The sequence below is a fragment of the Pseudomonas sp. Y24-6 genome (assembly GCF_020295325.1).
Lineage (GTDB): Bacteria > Pseudomonadota > Gammaproteobacteria > Pseudomonadales > Pseudomonadaceae > Aquipseudomonas > Aquipseudomonas gregormendelii.
Genome location: NZ_JACBXG010000023.1, coordinates 25659 through 44803 on the forward strand (window position 1 = coordinate 25659; position 19145 = coordinate 44803).

At 60.9% G+C, this 19145-nt stretch carries 14 protein-coding genes, 1 tRNA gene, 2 pseudogenes and 1 riboswitch; of the genes and pseudogenes, 14 read left to right on the forward strand and 3 right to left on the reverse strand.

Annotation, left to right across the window (positions count from 1 at the left end):
* Positions 1 to 58 precede the first annotated feature (58 nt).
* A pseudogene (locus HYI44_RS28145) lies at positions 59 to 1171 on the forward strand (enoyl-CoA hydratase/isomerase family protein).
* A 142-nt stretch (positions 1172 to 1313) separates the two neighbouring features.
* Here HYI44_RS28145 and HYI44_RS28150 read toward each other — a convergent pair.
* A complete protein-coding gene (locus HYI44_RS28150; RefSeq protein WP_201149744.1) occupies positions 1314 to 1757 on the reverse strand; it encodes a hypothetical protein in 444 nt (147 codons plus the stop codon).
* A 348-nt stretch (positions 1758 to 2105) separates the two neighbouring features.
* Positions 2106 to 2206: riboswitch (guanidine-I (ykkC/yxkD leader) on the forward strand.
* Positions 2207 to 2267: 61 nt separating this feature from the next.
* On the opposite strand from HYI44_RS28150, the gene HYI44_RS28155 reads away from it, so the two are divergent.
* The 12 genes from HYI44_RS28155 to HYI44_RS28210 all read left to right on the forward strand — a co-directional run bounded on the left by HYI44_RS28155 (position 2268) and on the right by HYI44_RS28210 (position 16193).
* Positions 2268 to 3335, forward strand: coding sequence for a putative urea ABC transporter substrate-binding protein (locus HYI44_RS28155; RefSeq protein WP_122837805.1), 1068 nt, complete (start codon positions 2268 to 2270; stop codon positions 3333 to 3335).
* A 15-nt stretch (positions 3336 to 3350) separates the two neighbouring features.
* Positions 3351 to 4166, forward strand: coding sequence for an ABC transporter permease (locus HYI44_RS28160; RefSeq protein ID WP_122837804.1), 816 nt, complete (start codon positions 3351 to 3353; stop codon positions 4164 to 4166).
* Positions 4163 to 4951: an ABC transporter ATP-binding protein gene (locus HYI44_RS28165; RefSeq protein WP_225571093.1), complete on the forward strand. Its 789-nt coding sequence runs from the start codon at positions 4163 to 4165 to the stop codon at positions 4949 to 4951. The genes HYI44_RS28160 and HYI44_RS28165 overlap by 4 nt, the downstream gene beginning before the upstream one ends.
* Positions 4952 to 4963: 12 nt before the next feature.
* Complete coding sequence (locus HYI44_RS28170; RefSeq protein ID WP_225571094.1) at positions 4964 to 5689, forward strand: urea amidolyase associated protein UAAP1; 726 nt, start codon at positions 4964 to 4966, stop codon at positions 5687 to 5689.
* An 11-nt stretch (positions 5690 to 5700) separates the two neighbouring features.
* Complete coding sequence (locus HYI44_RS28175) at positions 5701 to 6342, forward strand: urea amidolyase associated protein UAAP2 (RefSeq protein WP_225571095.1); 642 nt, start codon at positions 5701 to 5703, stop codon at positions 6340 to 6342.
* 278 nt (positions 6343 to 6620) lie between these two features.
* Positions 6621 to 10253: an urea carboxylase gene (gene uca, locus HYI44_RS28180; protein ID WP_225571096.1), complete on the forward strand. Its 3633-nt coding sequence runs from the start codon at positions 6621 to 6623 to the stop codon at positions 10251 to 10253.
* Between the two features lie 26 nt (positions 10254 to 10279).
* Positions 10280 to 12052 carry an allophanate hydrolase gene (gene atzF, locus HYI44_RS28185; RefSeq protein ID WP_225571097.1) on the forward strand — a complete coding sequence of 591 codons (1773 nt, stop codon included), beginning with the start codon at positions 10280 to 10282 and terminating at the stop codon, positions 12050 to 12052.
* 172 nt (positions 12053 to 12224) lie between these two features.
* A complete protein-coding gene (locus HYI44_RS28190) occupies positions 12225 to 13724 on the forward strand; it encodes a sensor domain-containing diguanylate cyclase (RefSeq protein ID WP_201149736.1) in 1500 nt (499 codons plus the stop codon).
* A complete protein-coding gene (locus tag HYI44_RS28195) occupies positions 13717 to 13935 on the forward strand; it encodes a cysteine-rich CWC family protein (protein ID WP_122837797.1) in 219 nt (72 codons plus the stop codon). Before HYI44_RS28190 ends, HYI44_RS28195 begins: the two co-directional genes overlap by 8 nt.
* A 31-nt stretch (positions 13936 to 13966) precedes the next feature.
* Positions 13967 to 14659, forward strand: coding sequence for a pseudouridine synthase (locus tag HYI44_RS28200; protein ID WP_225571098.1), 693 nt, complete (start codon positions 13967 to 13969; stop codon positions 14657 to 14659).
* A 314-nt stretch (positions 14660 to 14973) separates the two neighbouring features.
* Complete coding sequence (locus HYI44_RS28205) at positions 14974 to 15858, forward strand: alpha/beta fold hydrolase (protein WP_045058799.1); 885 nt, start codon at positions 14974 to 14976, stop codon at positions 15856 to 15858.
* Between the two features lie 261 nt (positions 15859 to 16119).
* Positions 16120 to 16193: transfer RNA gene (locus tag HYI44_RS28210), tRNA-Gly, on the forward strand.
* Positions 16194 to 16716: 523 nt separating this feature from the next.
* On the opposite strand, the gene HYI44_RS28215 is transcribed toward HYI44_RS28210, so the two are convergent.
* Positions 16717 to 16965 carry a hypothetical protein gene (locus tag HYI44_RS28215; RefSeq protein WP_225571099.1) on the reverse strand — a complete coding sequence of 83 codons (249 nt, stop codon included), beginning with the start codon at positions 16963 to 16965 and terminating at the stop codon, positions 16717 to 16719.
* A 286-nt stretch (positions 16966 to 17251) separates the two neighbouring features.
* Between HYI44_RS28215 and HYI44_RS28220 the strand changes: the two are divergent.
* Positions 17252 to 18401 (forward strand): annotated as a pseudogene (locus HYI44_RS28220) (IS3 family transposase).
* A gap of 249 nt (positions 18402 to 18650) precedes the next feature.
* On the opposite strand, the gene HYI44_RS28225 reads toward HYI44_RS28220, so the two are convergent.
* Positions 18651 to 18923: a heavy-metal-associated domain-containing protein gene (locus HYI44_RS28225; protein ID WP_225571100.1), complete on the reverse strand. Its 273-nt coding sequence runs from the start codon at positions 18921 to 18923 to the stop codon at positions 18651 to 18653.
* Positions 18924 to 19145: the final 222 nt, after the last annotated feature.

The following is a 19145-nucleotide window of genomic DNA, read 5'->3' on the forward strand; positions in this document are numbered from 1 at the left end:
CCGGCACTTTCCTGCACAGCGATCATACTGAACGCTCAAATTCCTGATCGAGGTCACGATGAATCTGCACTTCGAAGAACTCACCGGCACCGACGGCGCACGCATCGGCGTGGCCACCCTGGATGCCGAGAAATCCCTGAATGCCCTGTCCCTGCCAATGATCAGCGCACTGAGTGATCAACTGGACGCCTGGGCCAAGGAACCGCAAATCGTCTGCGTACTGTTGCGCGGCAACGGTGCGAAGGCGTTCTGTGCCGGTGGCGAGGTGCGCAGCCTGGTGCAAGCCTGTCGTGAACACCCAGGCGAAGTACCGCCCCTGGCCGCGCATTTTTTCGCGGCGGAATATCGCCTCGATTTCAACCTGCATACTTATCCCAAGCCACTGATCTGCTGGGGCCATGGTTACGTGCTCGGTGGTGGCATGGGCCTGTTGCAAGGCGCAAGCCTGCGCATTGTTACGCCGAGCAGCCGCCTGGCAATGCCGGAAATCAGCATCGGCCTGTATCCGGACGTTGGCGCCAGCTGGTTCCTGTCGCGCCTGCCGGGCAAGCTCGGCCTGTTTCTCGGGCTGACAGGCGCGCACATGAATGCTCGCGATGCGATCGACCTCGACCTGGCTGACCGCTTCCTGCTCGATGAGCAACAGGAAGCGTTACTGGAAGGCCTGTTGCAGATCAACTGGCAGGAACAGACCGCCATGCAGCTCAACAGCCTGCTCTAGGCCTTGCAACAGCAAGCCCTGGCGCAGATGCCCGAGGCGCAATGGTTACCGCGCCGACAGCAGATCGATGAGCTGCTGGATGTCAGTGACGTGCGCTGTGCCTGGAAAGCCATCAGCCAACAGAGCGACCACAGCGACCCGCTGCTCAGCCGGGCCGCCAAGACCATGAGCGAAGGCTCACCACTGACTGCGCACCTGGTGTGGGAGCAGATTGCCCGCGCACGGCACATGTCGCTGGCGGAGGTATTCCAGATGGAATACACCCTGAGCCTGAACTGCTGCCGTCATCCGGAATTCAGTGAGGGGGTGCGGGCGCGATTGATCGACAAGGACCAGAAGCCGCATTGGCACTGGCCTGATATCAATCATGTGCCGGAGGCGGTAGTCGATGCGCATTTCCAGAAGGTTTGGGAAGGGCGCCATCCGCTGGCGGATCTCTCGGCGTACTGAAAACATTTGCAGGAGCCGGCTTGCTGGCGATGCCAGCGACGCTGGCATGCCTGTTTAACCCGTAGGGCGCGATGTATCAGATACATCGTAGATGGCCGGCAATCCGTCGCCGGCAATTCGCTCCTACACGGTTTCAGCGGCTTCAGCGGTTGCGGCCACCCCGGCCATCGTGATCACCGCGACCATTATGGTCGCCACGCCCACCGTGGCGTCCGCCGCCGCGATAGTCATTGTTGCCGCCGCCACGATTAGATCCATCCCAGCCGTGCCGCTGCTGAGCCCGATAATCGGCCCTTGGTGATGAGTGGTAATAACGCGGTGCCGGCTGGTAGACCCGTGGCTGGTAATAATGCCGCGGAGTCGGCTGGTAATACCGCGCAGGCGGTGCGTAGTAGCGGCGCGGCTGGGTGTAATAACCGCCGCCTCCCGAGTAGTAAGTGCCGCCGGAATAGTAGGCAGGCGCGGGCGAGGTATAGACCTCGGAACTGTAGTAGCTGCCTCCTCCATCGGAATAGGGCACGCAGGCGCCCACTGATAATCCCAACGCAGCAATCAGAAGAATTCGCAGTTTTATTCGAGAGAGCATGGCGGCCTCCTGGACCGCGAGTGAGCCACACCAGCGACGCTGGCAGGCGACAGTCAATTATTCGGTGACTGTCGATAGATCAGACATCGATTCCGGAATCTGGTGCGGTCTTGCAATACGTTGAAACATCTCGCCGATGAAAGGTTCTTCATCTATCTCCTGCCCTTTAACCGGCACCACCACGATCCATTGCAGTGCACCGCCGCACCATCACAATGCGCACACCTATCCCCTCCCCTGCATGAAATCCGGCAGAACCCCGGCCCAGAGCGGTCGGGCCGACTTGGCACGGCTCTCGCTTTAACAACCTCGTGCAGGAGTCATCACAGGTTCGCGGCACCACAATTTGCAATGGCTGACTAGGGTTCCGGCTCGCTAAGGCGAGTGGCTGGTCCGAGAGTTGGCGACCTCCAGTTGAGGTTACACGGCGGGACAAAAGCCCGGGAGACAAGCCACCGTTCGCGGTGCCGCGTTGCCTCCTGTCCGCCCATGATCAACTGGAGAACCACCATGTCCCAGCCTCGTTTACCCGTTCTGTTCGCCGCTGCCTTCGCAGCCATCGTGAGTTTCTCTTCCCAGGCCGCGCAAAAAGACCACTTCAGCGTCTGCTGGACCATCTACGCCGGCTGGATGCCCTGGGAATACGCAGGCAGCCAGGGCATCGTCGATAAATGGGCGAAAAAGTACGGCATCAAGATCGATGTGGTACAGCTCAACGACTACGTCGAATCCATCAACCAATACACCGCCGGCCAGTTCGACGGCTGCACCATGACCAACATGGACGCGCTGACCATCCCGGCAGCCGGCGGCGTCGACAGCACCGCGCTGATCGTCAGCGACTTCTCCAACGGCAACGACGGCATCGTGCTCAAGGGCGATGGCAAGAAAGTCTCCGACCTCAAGGGCATGGACGTCAACCTGGTAGAGCTGTCGGTATCCCACTACCTGCTGGCCCGCGCGCTGGACTCGGTGGACCTCACCGAGAAGGACCTGAAAGTGGTCAACACCTCCGACGCCGACATCTCGGCCGCATTCAACACCGATCAAGTCAATGCAGTGACCACCTGGAACCCGATGCTCTCGGACATCAAGGCAAAACCCGGCGTGAGCGAGGTCTTCAACTCCAGCCAGATCCCCGGCGAAATCATGGACATGATGGTCGTCAACAGCGCCACCCTCAAAGACAACCCGGCCCTGGGCAAGGCCCTGACCGGCGCCTGGTTCGAAGTCGTCGAGTTGATGAACCAGAAAAACGCCGCAGGCAAAACCGCGCTCGAACATATGGCCAAATCGTCCGGCACTGACCTGGCCGGTTTCCAGGCGCAACTGGACACCACCAAACTGTTCGCCACACCCCGGGAAGCACTCGACTTTGCCACCAGCAAACAACTGCCGGAAACCATGCGCAAGGTCGCTGAGTTTTCCTTCCAGCACGGCTTGCTCGGCGAAGGCGCCAAGGACACCAGCGCCGTCGGCATGGCCTTCGCCAATGGCGTGACCAGCGGTGACAAGGCCAACCTCAAGCTGCGTTTCGACCCGACCTATGTACAGCTGGCCGCCGACGCCAAGCTGTAACCAGGAGGACTGGCCATGCGCCTGATCAATCGTCACCCGGACCGCCCGAGTCGCCTTTTGCTGGTGATCCTGCCGTTCGCCCTGGTGCTGTTTGCCTACTTCATGGGCTCGGCCGAGCGACTGGCGGAAAACCCCAACGACAAGCTGCTGCCCAGCGCCGTGCAGATGACCGACGCGGTAAAACGCCTGGCGTTCAACGCCGACGCCCGCACCGGGGACTACCTGCTGTGGCAGGACACTGCATCGAGCCTGCGCCGCCTGGCCATCGGCCTTGGCATCAGCGCGCTGGCCGGCCTGTGCCTGGGAATTGCAGCCGGGACCCTGCCGCTGTTCGGCGCGCCGTTATCCCCACTGCTGACGGTGCTGTCGATGGTGCCACCGCTGGCGATACTGCCCATTCTGTTCATCGTGTTCGGGCTCGGAGAACTGTCCAAGGTGATGCTGATCGTCATCGGCATCACCCCCTGCCTGGCCCGTGACCTGGAACAGCGCGCCCGGGAAATTCCGCAGGAGCTGCTGATCAAGGCCCAGACTCTCGGCGCTTCAACCTGGACCCTGATGCTGCGGGTGGTGCTGCCGCAATTGCTGCCGCGCCTGCTGATTTCCTTGCGACTGATGCTTGGCTCAGCCTGGTTGTTCCTGATCGCCGCCGAAGCCATCGCCTCGACCGATGGCCTCGGTTACCGCATCTTCCTGGTACGCCGCTACCTGGCGATGGACGTGATCCTGCCGTATGTGGTGTGGATCACCCTGCTCGCCTGGTTGATGGACTGGGGTCTCAAGCACCTGACCCGGCGCGCATTCCCCTGGTATGAAGGGGCACGGGCATGAGCTTTATCAGCGTAAAAAACGTCTGGCAGCAATACGCCGACCAGGTGGTGCTCGAAGGCCTGAACCTCAGGGTCAACGAAGGTGAATTCTGCACCCTGGTAGGCGCTTCAGGCTGCGGCAAGTCGACCTTCCTGCGCCTGCTGCTGGGCCAGGAACGCGCCAGTCGCGGCGAAATCCTGCTCGATGGCCAGGCCCTGGCCGGCGAACCGGATTCGAGTCGTGGAGTGGTATTCCAGCGGTACTCGGTATTCCCCCACCTGACGGTGCTGGACAACGTCGCACTCGGCCTTGAACTGCCGCATTCGCCGTTGTTCGGGCGATTGTTCGGCAGCGCAAAAAAAGAAGCCCGCGAACACGCCTCGGTGCTCCTGCACAAGGTGGGCCTCGGGCATTCGCTGGACAAGTACCCGGCGCAGCTGTCCGGCGGCATGCAACAACGGCTGGCCATCGCCCAGGCGCTGATCATGAAACCCCGCGTGTTGCTGCTCGACGAACCGTTCGGCGCCCTCGACCCGGGCATCCGCAAGGACATGCACGCCTTGCTGCTGGAACTGTGGCGCGAGACGCAACTGACGGTGTTCATGGTCACCCACGACCTGTCCGAAGGTTTCAGCCTGGGCACCCGCCTGCTGGTATTCGACAAGGTTCGCGTCGACCCGCACGCCCCCGGCGCCTATGGCGCACGCATTACCTACGACATCCCTTTGAACAGCGACCGCCGCGTCCATCGCGCCGCCGTCGACGCTTTGCCGGCATCGCTGGCAGGCACGCTTGGAATCGCTTAGAGGAATTAGCACATGACTGACTCGACTCAACTGTTCCCCATATTCGCCGAAGAAACCCTGCCAGGCGGCGGCCACCGTTCGTTCATCCTCAAGCGCGGCCAACTGCTTCGCCTGACCGACCTGCGCGGCGGCGCCAACGTCAGCCTGACGCTGCTCAACGCCAACGAGAAAAGCGAACGCCTGAGCCTGCCCGACAGCCTCAAATGCCAGCACACCGCCAAGCTCACCAAGGGCCATTGCCTGTACTCGGACATGGGCCGCGTACTCGCGGCCATCACGGCCGACACCTGTGGCTGGAGCGACAGCCTCGGCGGCGTGCTGTGCGCTGAAGAAGTCGCGCAAAAATACGGTGCAGGCCGCTACCAGGAACTGCGCAATGGTTTCTTCCGCAACGGCACCGACAACCTGCTGGTGGAGCTGGGCAAATGGGGGCTGGGCCTGTCCGACCTGCTGATGACCCTCAACCTGTTCAGCCGGGTGAACGTTGACGAGGCCGGGGCTTTTCACTTCGTGGCCGGCAACTCCAAAGCGGGGGACTACATCGAGCTGTATGCGCCGATGGACACGCTGGTGGTGCTGACCGCCCTGCAACATCCGATGGACCCGGCACCCGATTATGCGCCCCAACCCCTGAAGCTCAGCTGGATGAACGCCGACGCCAGCGTCGCCGAACACTGCCGCACTTCGCGCCCGGAAAACGAGCGCGGCTTCATCAACACCGACCGCCTGTTCGCCTGAGGATCGCTGCCATGTCACTCGCTATCGCCACCCCGCAACAGCTCCCTGAAACGGCGGTCTACCGCGCCACCATCCCGGCAGGCGAACCTTTCCTGCTGGAGGTCAAGGCCGGCCAGACCCTGCGCATCCTTGACCTTGAGGGTAACCAGGCGGTCGACACCTTGTTCTACAGCCTCGCCAACCCCAGGGAGCGATACGACGTACAGCGCACTCTGCGCCGGCAGAACAGCGTCTACCTGGGCACCGGGAGCGTGCTGTATTCCAACCTCGGCAGGCCGATGCTGACCATAGTCGCCGACACCTGCGGCCGTCACGACACCCTCGGCGGCGCCTGCGCGCAAGAGAGCAACACCGTGCGCTACGCCCTGGAGAAACGCTACATGCACAGCTGCCGCGATAACTACCTGCGGGCCTGCGCTCACGACGGCCGCTTGAGCAAGGGTGATATCGGGCCAAACATCAATTTTTTCATGAATGTGCCGGTGACGGCGGACGGCGGCTTGACGTTTGAGGACGGCATTTCAGCGCCGGGCAAGTACGTTGAACTGCGCGCAGAGATGGACGTGATCATGCTGATCTCCAACTGCCCGCAACTGAACAACCCGTGCAATGCCTACAACCCGACTGCGGCGCAGGTGCTGGTATGGAACTGAAAATGAAGCAGTTGCGCAAATGGCTGTTCGCCCTGTGCCAGGCCCGTTCAGGCCAGTGCCTGAAAAAGTGAGAACGCCATAGCCCCTGAGGGAGCGGGCTTGCCCGCGATAGCGGTGGGTCAGTCGGCATCGATGTTGGAGTGCCGGCCTCATCGCGGGCAAGCCCGCTCCCACAGTGAACGATGGTGTTCTGAAGAAAATTGAATCTGCAGTCGGGGACGACCCCGGCGCCTGTCGAAAAACTGCGGGACGGCCCGCATCCCCTCCAGGGGTTTGCCATGTTCGAAAAAGTCCTGATTGCCAACCGTGGCGCCATTGCCTGCCGAATCCTGCGCACCCTGCGCGAGCTGAAGGTCAAGGGCGCGGCCGTTTACTCCGAAGCCGATGCCGCCAGCCTGCACATCCTGCAGGCCGACGAAGCGTACAGCCTGGGTGAAGGCGCTGCCGCCGGCACCTACCTCGTCGTCGAGAAAATCCTCGCCATCGCCAAGGCCAGCGGCGCCACGGCAATCCATCCCGGATACGGCTTCCTTTCGGAAAACGCCGCATTCGCCGAGGCCTGTGAAGCCGCGCACATCGCATTCATCGGCCCCACGCCCGAGCAACTGCGGGTGTTCGGCCTCAAGCACACGGCGCGGGCACTGGCCCGCAAGCAAGGTGTGCCGATGCTCGAAGGCACCGAGTTGCTCGACAGCCTCGACGATGCCCTGCTTGCCGGCGAACAGGTAGGCTACCCGGTAATGCTCAAAAGCACGGCCGGTGGCGGTGGCATCGGCATGCGTGTCTGCCGCAGCGCCGCCGAGTTGAGCGAATCCTTTGAAGCGGTCAAACGCCTGGGCCAGAACAACTTCAGCGACGCCGGGGTCTTCATCGAGAAGTACATCCAGCGCGCCCGACATCTCGAAGTCCAGGTGTTTGGCGATGGTCGCGGTGAAGTGCTGGCACTGGGTGTACGCGACTGCTCGGTGCAGCGCCGCAACCAGAAAGTCCTCGAAGAAACCCCTGCACCCAACCTGCCTGAAGGCATGGCTGACGAGCTCTGCGCAGCGGCTATCAAGCTGGCGAAGGCGGTCAACTATCGCAGTGCCGGCACGGTGGAGTTCGTCTTCGACAGCGCAGACCAGCGCTTCTATTTTCTCGAAGTGAACACCCGCCTCCAGGTGGAACATGGCGTCACCGAACAGGTGTGGGGCGTCGATCTGGTGCGCTGGATGATCGAACTGGCGGCCGGTGATCTGCCGCCGCTGAGCGAGTTGAGCCGCAGCTTGCAGCCTCAGGGTCACGCGATTCAGGCGCGGCTGTATGCCGAAGATCCCGGCCGGGACTTTCAACCGAGCCCTGGCTTGCTCACCACCGTGAACTTCCCGGTCGCCGACGGCAAACACCTGCGTATCGACACTTGGGTCGAAGCCGGTTGCGAGATTCCACCCTACTTCGACCCGATGATCGCCAAGGTCATCTGCTGGGCGCCGAGCCGCGAAGAAGCGGCCGGCGATCTGCATCGAGTCCTGGGCGACAGCCAGCTCTACGGCGTGGAAACCAACCGCGATTACCTGCGCCAGATCCTGCTCGACGCGCCGTTCGCCAGCGGTCAGCCGTGGACCCGTTGCCTTGAAAACCTGGTGTATCAGGCCGACACCTTCGAGGTGCTTAACGCCGGGACCCAAACCAGCGTGCAGGACTATCCCGGACGTCTTGGCTACTGGGCGGTGGGCGTGCCGCCTTCAGGGCCGATGGACAGTCGCGCACTGCGCCTGGGCAACTGCTTGCTGGGTAACGACGAAGGTGCCGCGGCCCTGGAAATCACCATGAGCGGGCCGCTGCTGCGCTTTAATTGCGATGCCGTGGTGGCGGTCACCGGGGCGGCAATTCCAATGACCTTGAACGCAGAAGCGGTGGCGATGAACACCACGCTGCTGATCCCGGCCGGATCCACCCTGAGCCTCGGCACAATAGCCGGCGCAGGTGCTCGCAGCTATCTGTGCCTGCGGGGCGGGCTGCAGGTTCCGGACTACCTGGGCAGCAAAAGCACCTTCACCCTCGGCCAGTTTGGCGGCCACGGCGGTCGCGCATTACGCGCAGGCGATGTGCTGCACGTACCGACGCTGCAGGAGCGCAGCACTGGCATTACGCTGCCCGAAGCACAGCTCGGCGAGTTGCCCGCCGTGCGGCAAATTCGGGTGATCTACGGGCCCCACGGCGCCCCGGAATATTTCACCGAGCAATACATCGGCACGTTCTTCGCGACTCAGTGGGAAGTGCACTTCAACTCCAGCCGCACCGGTGTGCGCCTGATCGGGCCCAAGCCTGAATGGGTACGTGCCGACGGTGGCGAGGCGGGCCTGCACCCCTCGAACATCCATGACAATCCGTACGCCATTGGCGCGGTGGATTTCACCGGCGACATGCCGGTCATCCTCGGGCCGGACGGGCCGAGTCTGGGCGGCTTCGTTTGCCCGGTGACCGTGATCGAGGCAGACCTGTGGCAGCTTGGGCAGCTCAAGGCCGGAGACAAAGTGCAGTTCCACCCCGTCGATGTCCAGACCGCCCGCTATCTTGCCTGCAAATGGGATACCTGTGGGAGCTGGCTCGCCCGCGATGGGGCCCGACCAGACACCGCATCAACTTCATCGCTGGCAAGCCAGCTCCCACAGGGCCTTATGTCGCCTGTGGTGTTGGAGTTGGGCCAGGGGGATACGCGGTTGGTTGCAAGGTTGTCGGGGGATACGCATCTGCTACTGGAAATCGGCGCGCCCGAGCTCGACCTGGTGCTGCGCTTCCGCGGCCACGCCCTCATGCAAGCCCTGGAAAGCAAACACCTGCATGGCGTGATCGACCTGACGCCCGGCATCCGCTCGCTGCAAGTGCACTACCAACCCGAGCAATTGCCCCTCGCCGATCTGCTGGGCATCGTTGCCGGCGAATGGGACGCCGTGTGCGCCGCCAAGGACCTGCAAGTGCCCTCGCGCATTGTCCACCTGCCCTTGTCCTGGGACGATCCAGCGTGCCAGTTGGCGATCGAGAAATACATGACCACCGTGCGCAAGGATGCCCCATGGTGCCCGAGCAACCTGGAGTTCATCCGCCGCATCAACGACCTGCCAAACCTCGACGAAGTGCAGCGCACGGTGTTCGACGCCAGCTACCTGGTGATGGGCCTGGGCGACGTGTACCTGGGCGCTCCCGTGGCCACCCCGCTGGACCCCCGCCATCGCCTGGTGACCACCAAGTACAACCCTGCGCGCACCTGGACCGCGGAAAATTCCGTCGGTATCGGCGGCGCCTACATGTGTGTCTACGGCATGGAGGGCCCTGGCGGCTACCAGTTCGTCGGCCGCACGTTGCAGATGTGGAACCGCTATCGCGAAGTCGCCGCATTCGATGGCAAACCCTGGTTGCTGCGCTTCTTCGACCAGATCCGCTTCTACCCGGTCAGCGCCGAAGAACTGCTGGGCATCCGGCGGGATTTTCCCTTGGGTCGCTTCGAGCTGAACATCGAGCACAGCCAGTTGAACCTTGCTGATTATCAGGATTTCCTCGCGAAGGAAGCACAGACCATCGCGGCGTTTCGCGCTCAGCAGCAAGGCGCATTCAGCGCCGAGCGCGAACGCTGGATAGCCAGCGGCCAGGCGCATTTCGACAGCGACGAGCCGGCCCCGCCAGTGACCGAGGACGCGGCGCTGGCCAGCGGCGAAATGAGCGTCGACAGCCATATCGCCGGCAACCTCTGGCAGGTTCAGGTCGAGGCCGGCAGCCGGGTTCAGGCCGGTGATGTGCTGGTGATCCTGGAGTCGATGAAGATGGAAATCCCGCTGCTCGCGCCGATGGCCGGCATCGTCCGCGAGGTCCGCGTGCAACCGGGTTCGCCGGTGCGCGCCGGACAACGCGTGGTGGTACTGGAACTCGACTGAATCCATTTTGCAAAAGGACTGACAGCATGAACATTAACCTGCAACTCGACGCCCTGCGCACGGCCTACCGCGACGGCAGCCTCACCCCTCGTCAACTGCTTGCGGGTCTGCGCGACAAGGCCGCAGCGCTGAACCCGGATTATCACCTGTTCATCCATTTGCTAAGCGCCGACGAGCTCGAACCTTACCTTGCCGCACTCGACGGTCGCGACGTCGAGAGCCTGCCGCTGTACGGCGTGCCGTTCGCGATCAAAGACAACATCGACCTGGCAGGCATCCCGACCACCGCTGCGTGCCCGGCGTTTGCCTATGTGCCGGAGCGCTCGGCGACCATTGTCGAACAGTTGCTGGCGCTGGGCGCGATTCCCCTGGGCAAGACCAATCTCGATCAGTTCGCCACCGGCCTCAATGGCAGTCGCTCGCCCTACGGCGCCTGCCCCAACAGCGTGTTGCCGGAGTATCCATCGGGCGGTTCCAGTGCCGGGTCTTCGCTGGCGGTCGCCCTGGGTGTGGCGAGTTTCGCGTTGGGTACCGACACGGCGGGCTCCGGACGCGTGCCGGCCGCACTGAACAATCTGGTGGGGATGAAAGCCACCAAAGGCTTGATCTCCACCGCAGGCGTAGTCCCGGCCTGTCGCACCCTCGATTGCGTCACCACTTTCACTGCTACCGCCCGGGAAGCCAGCCAGCTTTTGGCGCTGACCGCGCAGCTGGACCCACTGGACGCGTACAGCCGCAGCAATCCGCTGTGGAATGACGGCTCGGCATTCGGTACTGCGGGCCCGTTCCGCTTCGGCGTGCCGCGAGCGCAGGATCTGCAGTTGTTCGGTTGTCCTGAAGGGCCGCTGCTGTTCGGTGATGCCATCGACCGCCTCAAGGCGCTGGGTGGCGAGGCGGTCGAGCTGGATCTGTCGCCCTTTCTCGAAGCGGCGCGCCTGCTCTATGAAGGCCCCTGGGTCGCCGAGCGCTACAGCGTGGCCGGGGAATTGATGGAGCGCAATCCAGAGGCGGTGCTGCCGGTCATCCGCGCGGTGTTGGCCAAGGCGCCTGCGGTAGATGGCGTGCAAACCTTCCGCGCGCAGTACCGCCTGCAAGCCTTGAAAGCACTTTGCGACAAGGCGCTGGAAAACCTCGACTGCGTTCTTACCCCGACCATCGGCCGTCCTGTGACGTTGGCCGAACTGCATGCCGAACCGGTACAGCGCAATTCGGAGCTGGGGTACTACACCAACTTCATGAACCTGCTCGACTACGCCGCCGTGGCCGTGCCCAGCGCCTTCATGGGCAATGGCCTGCCGTGGGGCGTGACGCTGTTTGGCCGGGCGTTTACCGATCAATACCTGCTAAGCGTGGCCGAGGGTTTCCAGCATCCCGACGAGGCCTCCACGCCCGCCCCGGTCGCCCGCAATGATCGCGCCAGGCTGGTGGTGTGCGGTGCCCACCTGGACGGGCTGGCGCTCAACTGGCAGCTCAAGCGCCGGGGAGCGACGCTGGTCGAGACCACTTTCAGTTCAGCGGACTATCGCCTGTACGCATTGGCCGGTGGCCCACCGTTTCGCCCGGGCATGGTGCGGGTAAAGGACGGCGGCGCGGCCATCGCAGTGGAGGTCTGGGAGTTGCCGAGCAGCGAACTGGGCTCGTTCCTCACCGGCATCCCGGCCCCTTTGGGCCTGGGTAAAGTGCAGTTGGCAGATGGCCGTTGGGAGAGCGGATTTATCTGTGAAAATTATGGCCTGGAAGGCGCAGTCGACATCAGCCATTTTGGCGGATGGCGTGCGTATCTGACCGATCGGCAGTGACCTCACGCTTCGCGAGCAAGCCCGCTCTTGCAGGAGCCAGGCTTGCCCGCGATGACACCCTCCCTGCCACCACCCGTCCTGATCCTTACCAATTCACCCTGCAAATCCCACAGTTATTTCTCCGCAGTGCCTTTAGAATGTTTTGCACCGGATCATTGCCAACGGAATTGTCATGCCGCTTCGCTCGCCGCTGTATTCGCAACGTTCATTGGTGCTCACCCTGATCGCCTTGCTCGGCGCCGGCTTCCTGGCCACGTCCTTGCTCAGCTATTACGCCTCGCGCGCGTCGATCCGCGACAGCATCGTCAACACCGAGCTGCCGCTGACATCGGACACCGTCTATTCGGAAATCCAGAAAGACCTGGTCCGGCCGATCCTGATTTCCTCGATGATGTCCCGCGACACCTTCATGCGAGACTGGGTGGTGGACGGCGAGCAGAACCCCGAGCAGATGACCCGCTACCTCAATGAAGTGATGACGCACTACGGTGCCTACACCGCGTTTTTCGTCTCCAACGCCAGCCTCACCTACTACCATGCCAAGGGCGTGCTCAAGCAGATCAAGGTCACCGAGCCCCGCGATGCCTGGTACTTTCGCGTGCGCGACATGGCCGAGCCCTACGAGATCAACGTCGATCCGGACCTGGCCAACAAGGACAATCTGACCTTCTTCATCAACTACAAGGTCTATGACTACAACAACCGGTTCATCGGCGCGGCAGGCGTCGGCCTGACCGTCGATGCGGTGATCAAGCTGATCGACCGCTACCAGCAGCGCTATCAACGCAGCGTGTACTTCGTCGACACCTTTGGCCGCCTGGTGCTGACCGGCGCAGAAGGCGGGCCCCAAGGCGCGCACATTGGGCAGACCCTGAGCGAACTCGACAGCATGAAGAGTCTCGTCAGCCAACTGCCCAAACCCAACAGCGGCAGCTACGAGTACTCGGTCCAGGGCGAGGGCCATTTCCTCAACGTGCGGTTTATTCCGGAGCTCAACTGGTACCTGTTCGTCGACAAGCGCGAAGACGGCGCACTGAGCGAAATTCGCCATTCGCTGTACCTCAATTTGCTGATCTGCCTGCTCGTCACCCTCATCGTGCTGGCCCTGCTGAACCGTGTGATCAAGCGCTACCAGAGCCGCATCCACGCCCAGGCCACCCTCGACAGCCTGACCGACCTGCCCAACCGCCGCGGCTTCGATCTGCTGGCCGCGCAAGCCATGCATGAAGCGCAGCGCGAGCCGAAACCCCTGACCGCGTTACTGCTCGACCTGGACCACTTCAAGGCATTGAACGACACCTATGGCCACCTCGCCGGCGACCAGGTGCTGATCGGCTTTGCCCGGGACCTGGAAAGCTGCCTGCGCCATTCCGACATCGTCTGCCGCTGGGGCGGCGAAGAGTTCATTGTGTTGCTCAAAGACACCGATGGCGAGACTGGCCAGATGATCGCCGAGAAAATCCGCCGGCACGTCGAGCAGCAGGACTATGCCTATAACGGTCATTCGCTGAAGCTGACCGTGAGCATCGGCCTTACCACCCTGCAACCTGACGACACCTTGCACACATTGCTGTCCCGGGCGGATCATGCGATGTATCGGGCCAAGCAAACCGGCCGCAACCGCACCTGCATGCTGTCCCACTCAAGCAGTCCACACACCGTTCATGAATAAACCAGATACCTGCCCGGCCTGCGGTGCGCCCAACGACTGCACCCTGGCCGACCCGCTCACCGCCGCTCGGGCCTGCTGGTGCTACGGCGTCAGCATCGACCCGGCAGTGCTTGAAGCCTTGCCCGCCGAACTGCGCAACGCCACCTGCCTGTGCCCACGCTGCGCCGGCGTCGAGGCGCAACTGCAAGCGGGCGCCCGGCCGATCACGTAAGATACGCGGCCTTTTCCTGCCGACGCCCCTCATGCGTGTAGACCGTTTTCTCAGCAATCTGCCGTGCTTCAACCGCAAGCAGGTGCGCCTGTTGCTGGTGGAAAAACGCGTGCGCATCGATGGCAGTATCGTCAGCGACCCGCACGCCGAAGTCCGCGAGTTCAGCCGGGTCGAAGTCGATGGCGAGGTGTTGCAGCCTGGCAAGCCCGTGCGTCACTACATGCTGCACAAACCCCCTGGCTGCGTCAGCGCCACCCGCGACCCGGGGCACCCGACCGTCCTCGACCTGATCCACGAGCCGGACAAGGAGGACCTGCACATCGCCGGTCGCCTGGACTTCAACACCACCGGCCTGATGCTCATCACCAACGACGGCAGCTGGTCGCGGCGCCTGACACAGCCCCAGACCAAACTGCCCAAGGTCTATTACGTCGAAACCGAGCAACTGATCGGCCCCGAATATGCGCGCAAGTTTGCCGAGGGCCTGTACTTCGCGTTCGAAGACCTGACCACCCTGCCCGCCAACCTGGAGGTGCTTGGCCCCAGGTCGGCACGCCTGAGCATTGTCGAAGGTCGTTATCACCAGGTGAAGCGCATGTTCGGCCACTTCGACAACAAAGTGCTGCGCCTGCACCGCGAGCGCATGGGTCCGCTGGTGCTCGACAGCTCGTTGAACCCGGGGGAATACCGCCCGCTGACCGCCCAAGAGATCGAAATGATCTAAGCGGGCTACCGCTGAGCAGAAGTTGTCGAACAATTTACCAAAGGCACTTGCGCGATGCCTTCGCCCCTGCTTGAATCAGGTCGTCAGCCGAAATGTGACTGACGAGTCACAACATACTTCTAAGAAACTTTTTGCCGGTTAGTGAACCCTCAGGTTCCGCCTCAGACCAGCAAACTGCCCGCCAATAATAATACCCGTCGACCTGCCTTACCGGATCGACATGGGCCTCGCAAAATTCCAGGCATATGCCTACCTGTCACAAAGCTCGTGCAATCTCATTTGCGCGCATACCCGCTTGCCAGGAGTCTTATGACATGAGGCCAGAAATCGCTGTGCTGGATATACAAGGTCAGTATCGGGTTTACACGGAGTTCTATCGCGCAGACGCCGCAGAGAAGACCATCATCTTGGTCAACGGCTCGATGGCCACGACTGCGTCGTTTGCACAAACCGTGAAAAACCTGCATCCGCAGTTCAACGTGGTCTGCTATGACCAGCCCTACGCGGGCAAGTCGAAGGCCCACAACCTGCACGAGAAATTGCTGACCAAGGAAGTCGAAGGGCAGATCCTGCTGGAGCTGATCGATCACTTCGCCGCCGAACACGTGCTGTCGTTCTCCTGGGGCGGCGCCGCCACCCTGGTGGCGCTCGCGCAGCAGCCACGGCGCATCGAAAAAGCCGTGATCAGTTCGTTCTCCCCGGAGATCAATGCGCACATGCTCGACTACCTCGAGCGCGGCATCGACTACCTCGGCAGCCGTGACGGCGACCGCGTCGGCAACCTGGTCAACAGCACCATCGGCAAGCACCTGCCAACGCTGTTCAAGCGCTTCAACTACCGCCACGTCAGCAGCCTGGCCGAGCACGAGTACGGGCAAATGCACTTCCACATCAGCGACCTGCTCAACAGCGACCGCCAGTGCTTCCTCAAAGCGTCAGAGAAGATCAAGGTGCCGGTGCTGTTCATGAATGGCGAATGGGACGAATACACCGCCGCCGACGGCGCGCAACTGTTCGCCAACCACGTGCAGCACAGCACCTTTACCACGCTGGAGGCGACCGGCCACTTCCTCGACATGGAACACAAGGCTGCCTGCCGCGACAGCCGCAACGCCCTGCTCGGCTTCCTCAAACCCGCGCAACATGAAAGCCGAACCCGTTACCACTACGTCCAGGATCACCATGCACTGGCAATCTGAAACAGAGTCATCGCGAGCAAGCCCCTCCCGCTGTGCAGGAGCAAGGCTTGCCCGCGATTGACCGCCGTATGGTTTTTTTGAACCGTTTCACCTGTACTAAAGCTTTGCACTTAAAGAAAAACTTCATTTCCGCGCGCACATCTGGTACAAAGTCAGCCGCTCTGAGCGGGTGTCGTATAATGGCATTACTCCAGCTTCCCAAGCTGATAACGAGGGTTCTTATTGGACTGCCCGCTTTGGTGAGTAAAGAAGTATCGTAATGCGGGTATAGTTTAGTGGCAAAACGAAAGCTTCCCAAGCTTTAGTTGAGGGTTCGATTCCCTCTACCCGCTCCACCCCTCCCAGCCTCAACCCCTAGTATTCCGCGCCCTACAGGGCAATTCCAACAATTAGATCCCCTCCGACTCCGCCTTCTACGCACCAGCCCTCCTCAAACCATGACAGCTGAACATCTCCATCCAGCCACCGACCACCATGGTGAGTAAAGGAGCGAGAACGGCAGCGTGAAGCAGCCCCCCATACAAACACCATGCTCCCCTCCTCGACAATCCAGTAAAGCCGCCCCAGCGAATGACCTGCATGAATTGCCCGCGACCAAAGACCATCATGGTTCGAGTCCTACCGTAAAGCTTCCGCAGCTCTGACTTTGCTCTGCCGACATGATCGCTAAACGATTCAGTACCGGGGCCATCGTCAGATTCCGGATCAGCTGACGCCCAGTAAGACTCCATCCAAGGCCTTCTAATTGAGTCATGGTGTTGCATCGAGCCCGCAATTTTCTGACTCTGGCTAAGGGATGCTCCTGCAGCGTATTCGAAGACATTGAGATACATACGCCAACTGGGCCACACGACAACCTCATCCGTGTCCTTCGACTGATGGTGTTATGCGCTGCCCCGTTGGGCTATTGGCCGGTACGGAAGACTCCGGCAAAGCATATTGCTGGAGAATCTCAACGCCGACATCGCGCAAATACTTCTCCACCTCATGATCACGAATGGTGACCAGAACGCCGCGACTCAAACCGATCTTGGCCGCCTGCGCGACGTCGATTGCATAAGCCGCTGATGTCCTGCAGTTGCGGACAAAGTCGTTGGTGAAGTGCATGACCACTCCTTTAGCGCTCACCAACAAACCTTTGTCTGTTGTTGAAATGATGACTCCGATGAACGAGTCGAAATCTCGCGGGCCGGCAGGTTCGAATAGAACTGGTTGATGCTTGTGGTAGGTACCATCTGGAGTGACAAGCTTTGGCGGGCCGGAGACTTTTTGGCTTGAATTGATCTGCGCGATGATATCGAAATCGTCCGAGATGATCGTATGCCCTTGACTGAATCGCCCCGGGTTTCGTAGACACCTCTTTGCCTTAAACTGAGGCCAATTAGGAGGTGCCATGAGCAACCCGCGTTACCCCGAAGAATTCAAAATCCAAGCAGTCAATCAAGTGACCGAAAAGAAGCTGCCTGTCGCTGAGGTAGCGGCCCGTCTCGGCGTGTCGACGCATAGCCTCTATGCCTGGATAAAGCGCTACAGCAAACCTCAAGAAGAACGGCAACAGGATGATGATCAGCCCGCTGAGCTGCGTCGTCTGCGAGCGGAACTCAAGCGCGTCACTGAAGAGCGAGACATCTTAAAAAAGGCCGCCGCGTACTTTGCCAAGGAGTGCGGCTGAAGTACGCCTTTATCAAGCAGCGCGCGGGCGACTATTCGATTCGACGGCTTTGCCTGACGCTGAAAGTCCATCCCAGCGGTTATTACGCCTGGCTGTCTGAGCCGCAATCTGTACGCGCCAAAGACGACCAGCGACTGCTGGGTTTGATCAAGCATTCCTGGCTGGAGAGCGGCGGCGTTTATGGCTATCGCAAAATCCACGACGATCTGCGTGAGGTCGGTGAGGATTGTGGTCGTCATCGTGTGGCGAGGCTGATGCGTCTTGAAGGTCTGCGTTCTCAGACAGGTTATCGACGCCGCCCTGGAAAGTACGGCGGTAAGCCGGCGGTCGTCTCACCCAATTTGCTGAAGCGCCAGTTCGATGTCGTGGAACCCAACAAGGTTTGGGTAACCGACATCACGTACATTCGTACGTATGAAGGCTGGTTGTATTTGGCGGTGGTACTGGATCTGTTTTCTCGGCAGGTCGTTGGCTGGTCAATGAAGTCGCAGATGACCAGTGATTTGGCTATTGATGCGTTGTTGATGGCGGTTTGGAGGCGTAAACCGAAGCAAGAGGTGATGGTTCATTCCGATCAAGGCAGCCAGTACAGCAGCTCCGATTGGCGCAGCTTTTTGAAGGCAAACAATTTGGTTGCCAGCATGAGTCGCCGAGGCAACTGTCATGACAACGCCGTGGCCGAGAGTTTTTTCCAGCTTCTGAAACGGGAACGGATCAAGCGAAAAATCTACACCACGCGGGAAGATGCTCGGAGTGATGTGTTCGATTACATCGAGATGTTCTACAACGTAAACGCCGCCATGGTTTCAACAATCAGCTGTCACCGGTAGAGTTTGAAAAGCGTTACGCAATGAGCTTGCAAGGTGTCTAGAAAATCCGGGGCGATTCAGAAGTCGCGCTTGGCATACACCATAGCGCAGGCCTACTGGCAGTCAAAGAGAGATCTATCATGGCCTCATGTATGTTGAAATTGATGGCTGCATCCTGCAACAGCCGTAGTTAGGATCGCGGTAAACGTCGATGACTTCAGCTGCTTGTGCCGCTCCGGTCATGAGTAGTTCGTGAACGCAGCGATACGCAGACTGGTTTTCATGGGAGTTCTCCAGTTTAAAAATAATGCTTACCGGCAGCAGCAACCGCCGCCGTTCCTGCCACAACCTGAGGTTTTCTTACTCGCTACGCTTTCCACTGTCGCCAGCTGTGCTGGATAGCCCGCGTTCTCCAGGGCTGCAAGCAGCGCATGGCTGTCCGAATCGCCGCTGACCTTCACCCGTCCGGCTTGTAAATCCACCGCTACGTCACTCACGCCTTCAACTGGGCGCAGCGCTTCGGTGACATGTTTGACGCATGAACCACAGCTCATGCCTTGGACTTGCAGTTCAATAGTTTTCATTGGTGACTCCTCACAACAAAATTGATCATGGAAAGACTGACGCATGAGGCTTTTCTGCGGCGTTGGCTTATCCTCAACCTTGCTGCCATGGCAAGGTCAAGCGGTCGTTTTCACTCAATCAATGGAAGCCTGGCGCAGACGCAAGGCGTTGAATACTACCGACGCCGAGCTCACGCTCATAGCCAGTGCGGCAATGAGCGGTGACAGAAGGTGACCGGTAAG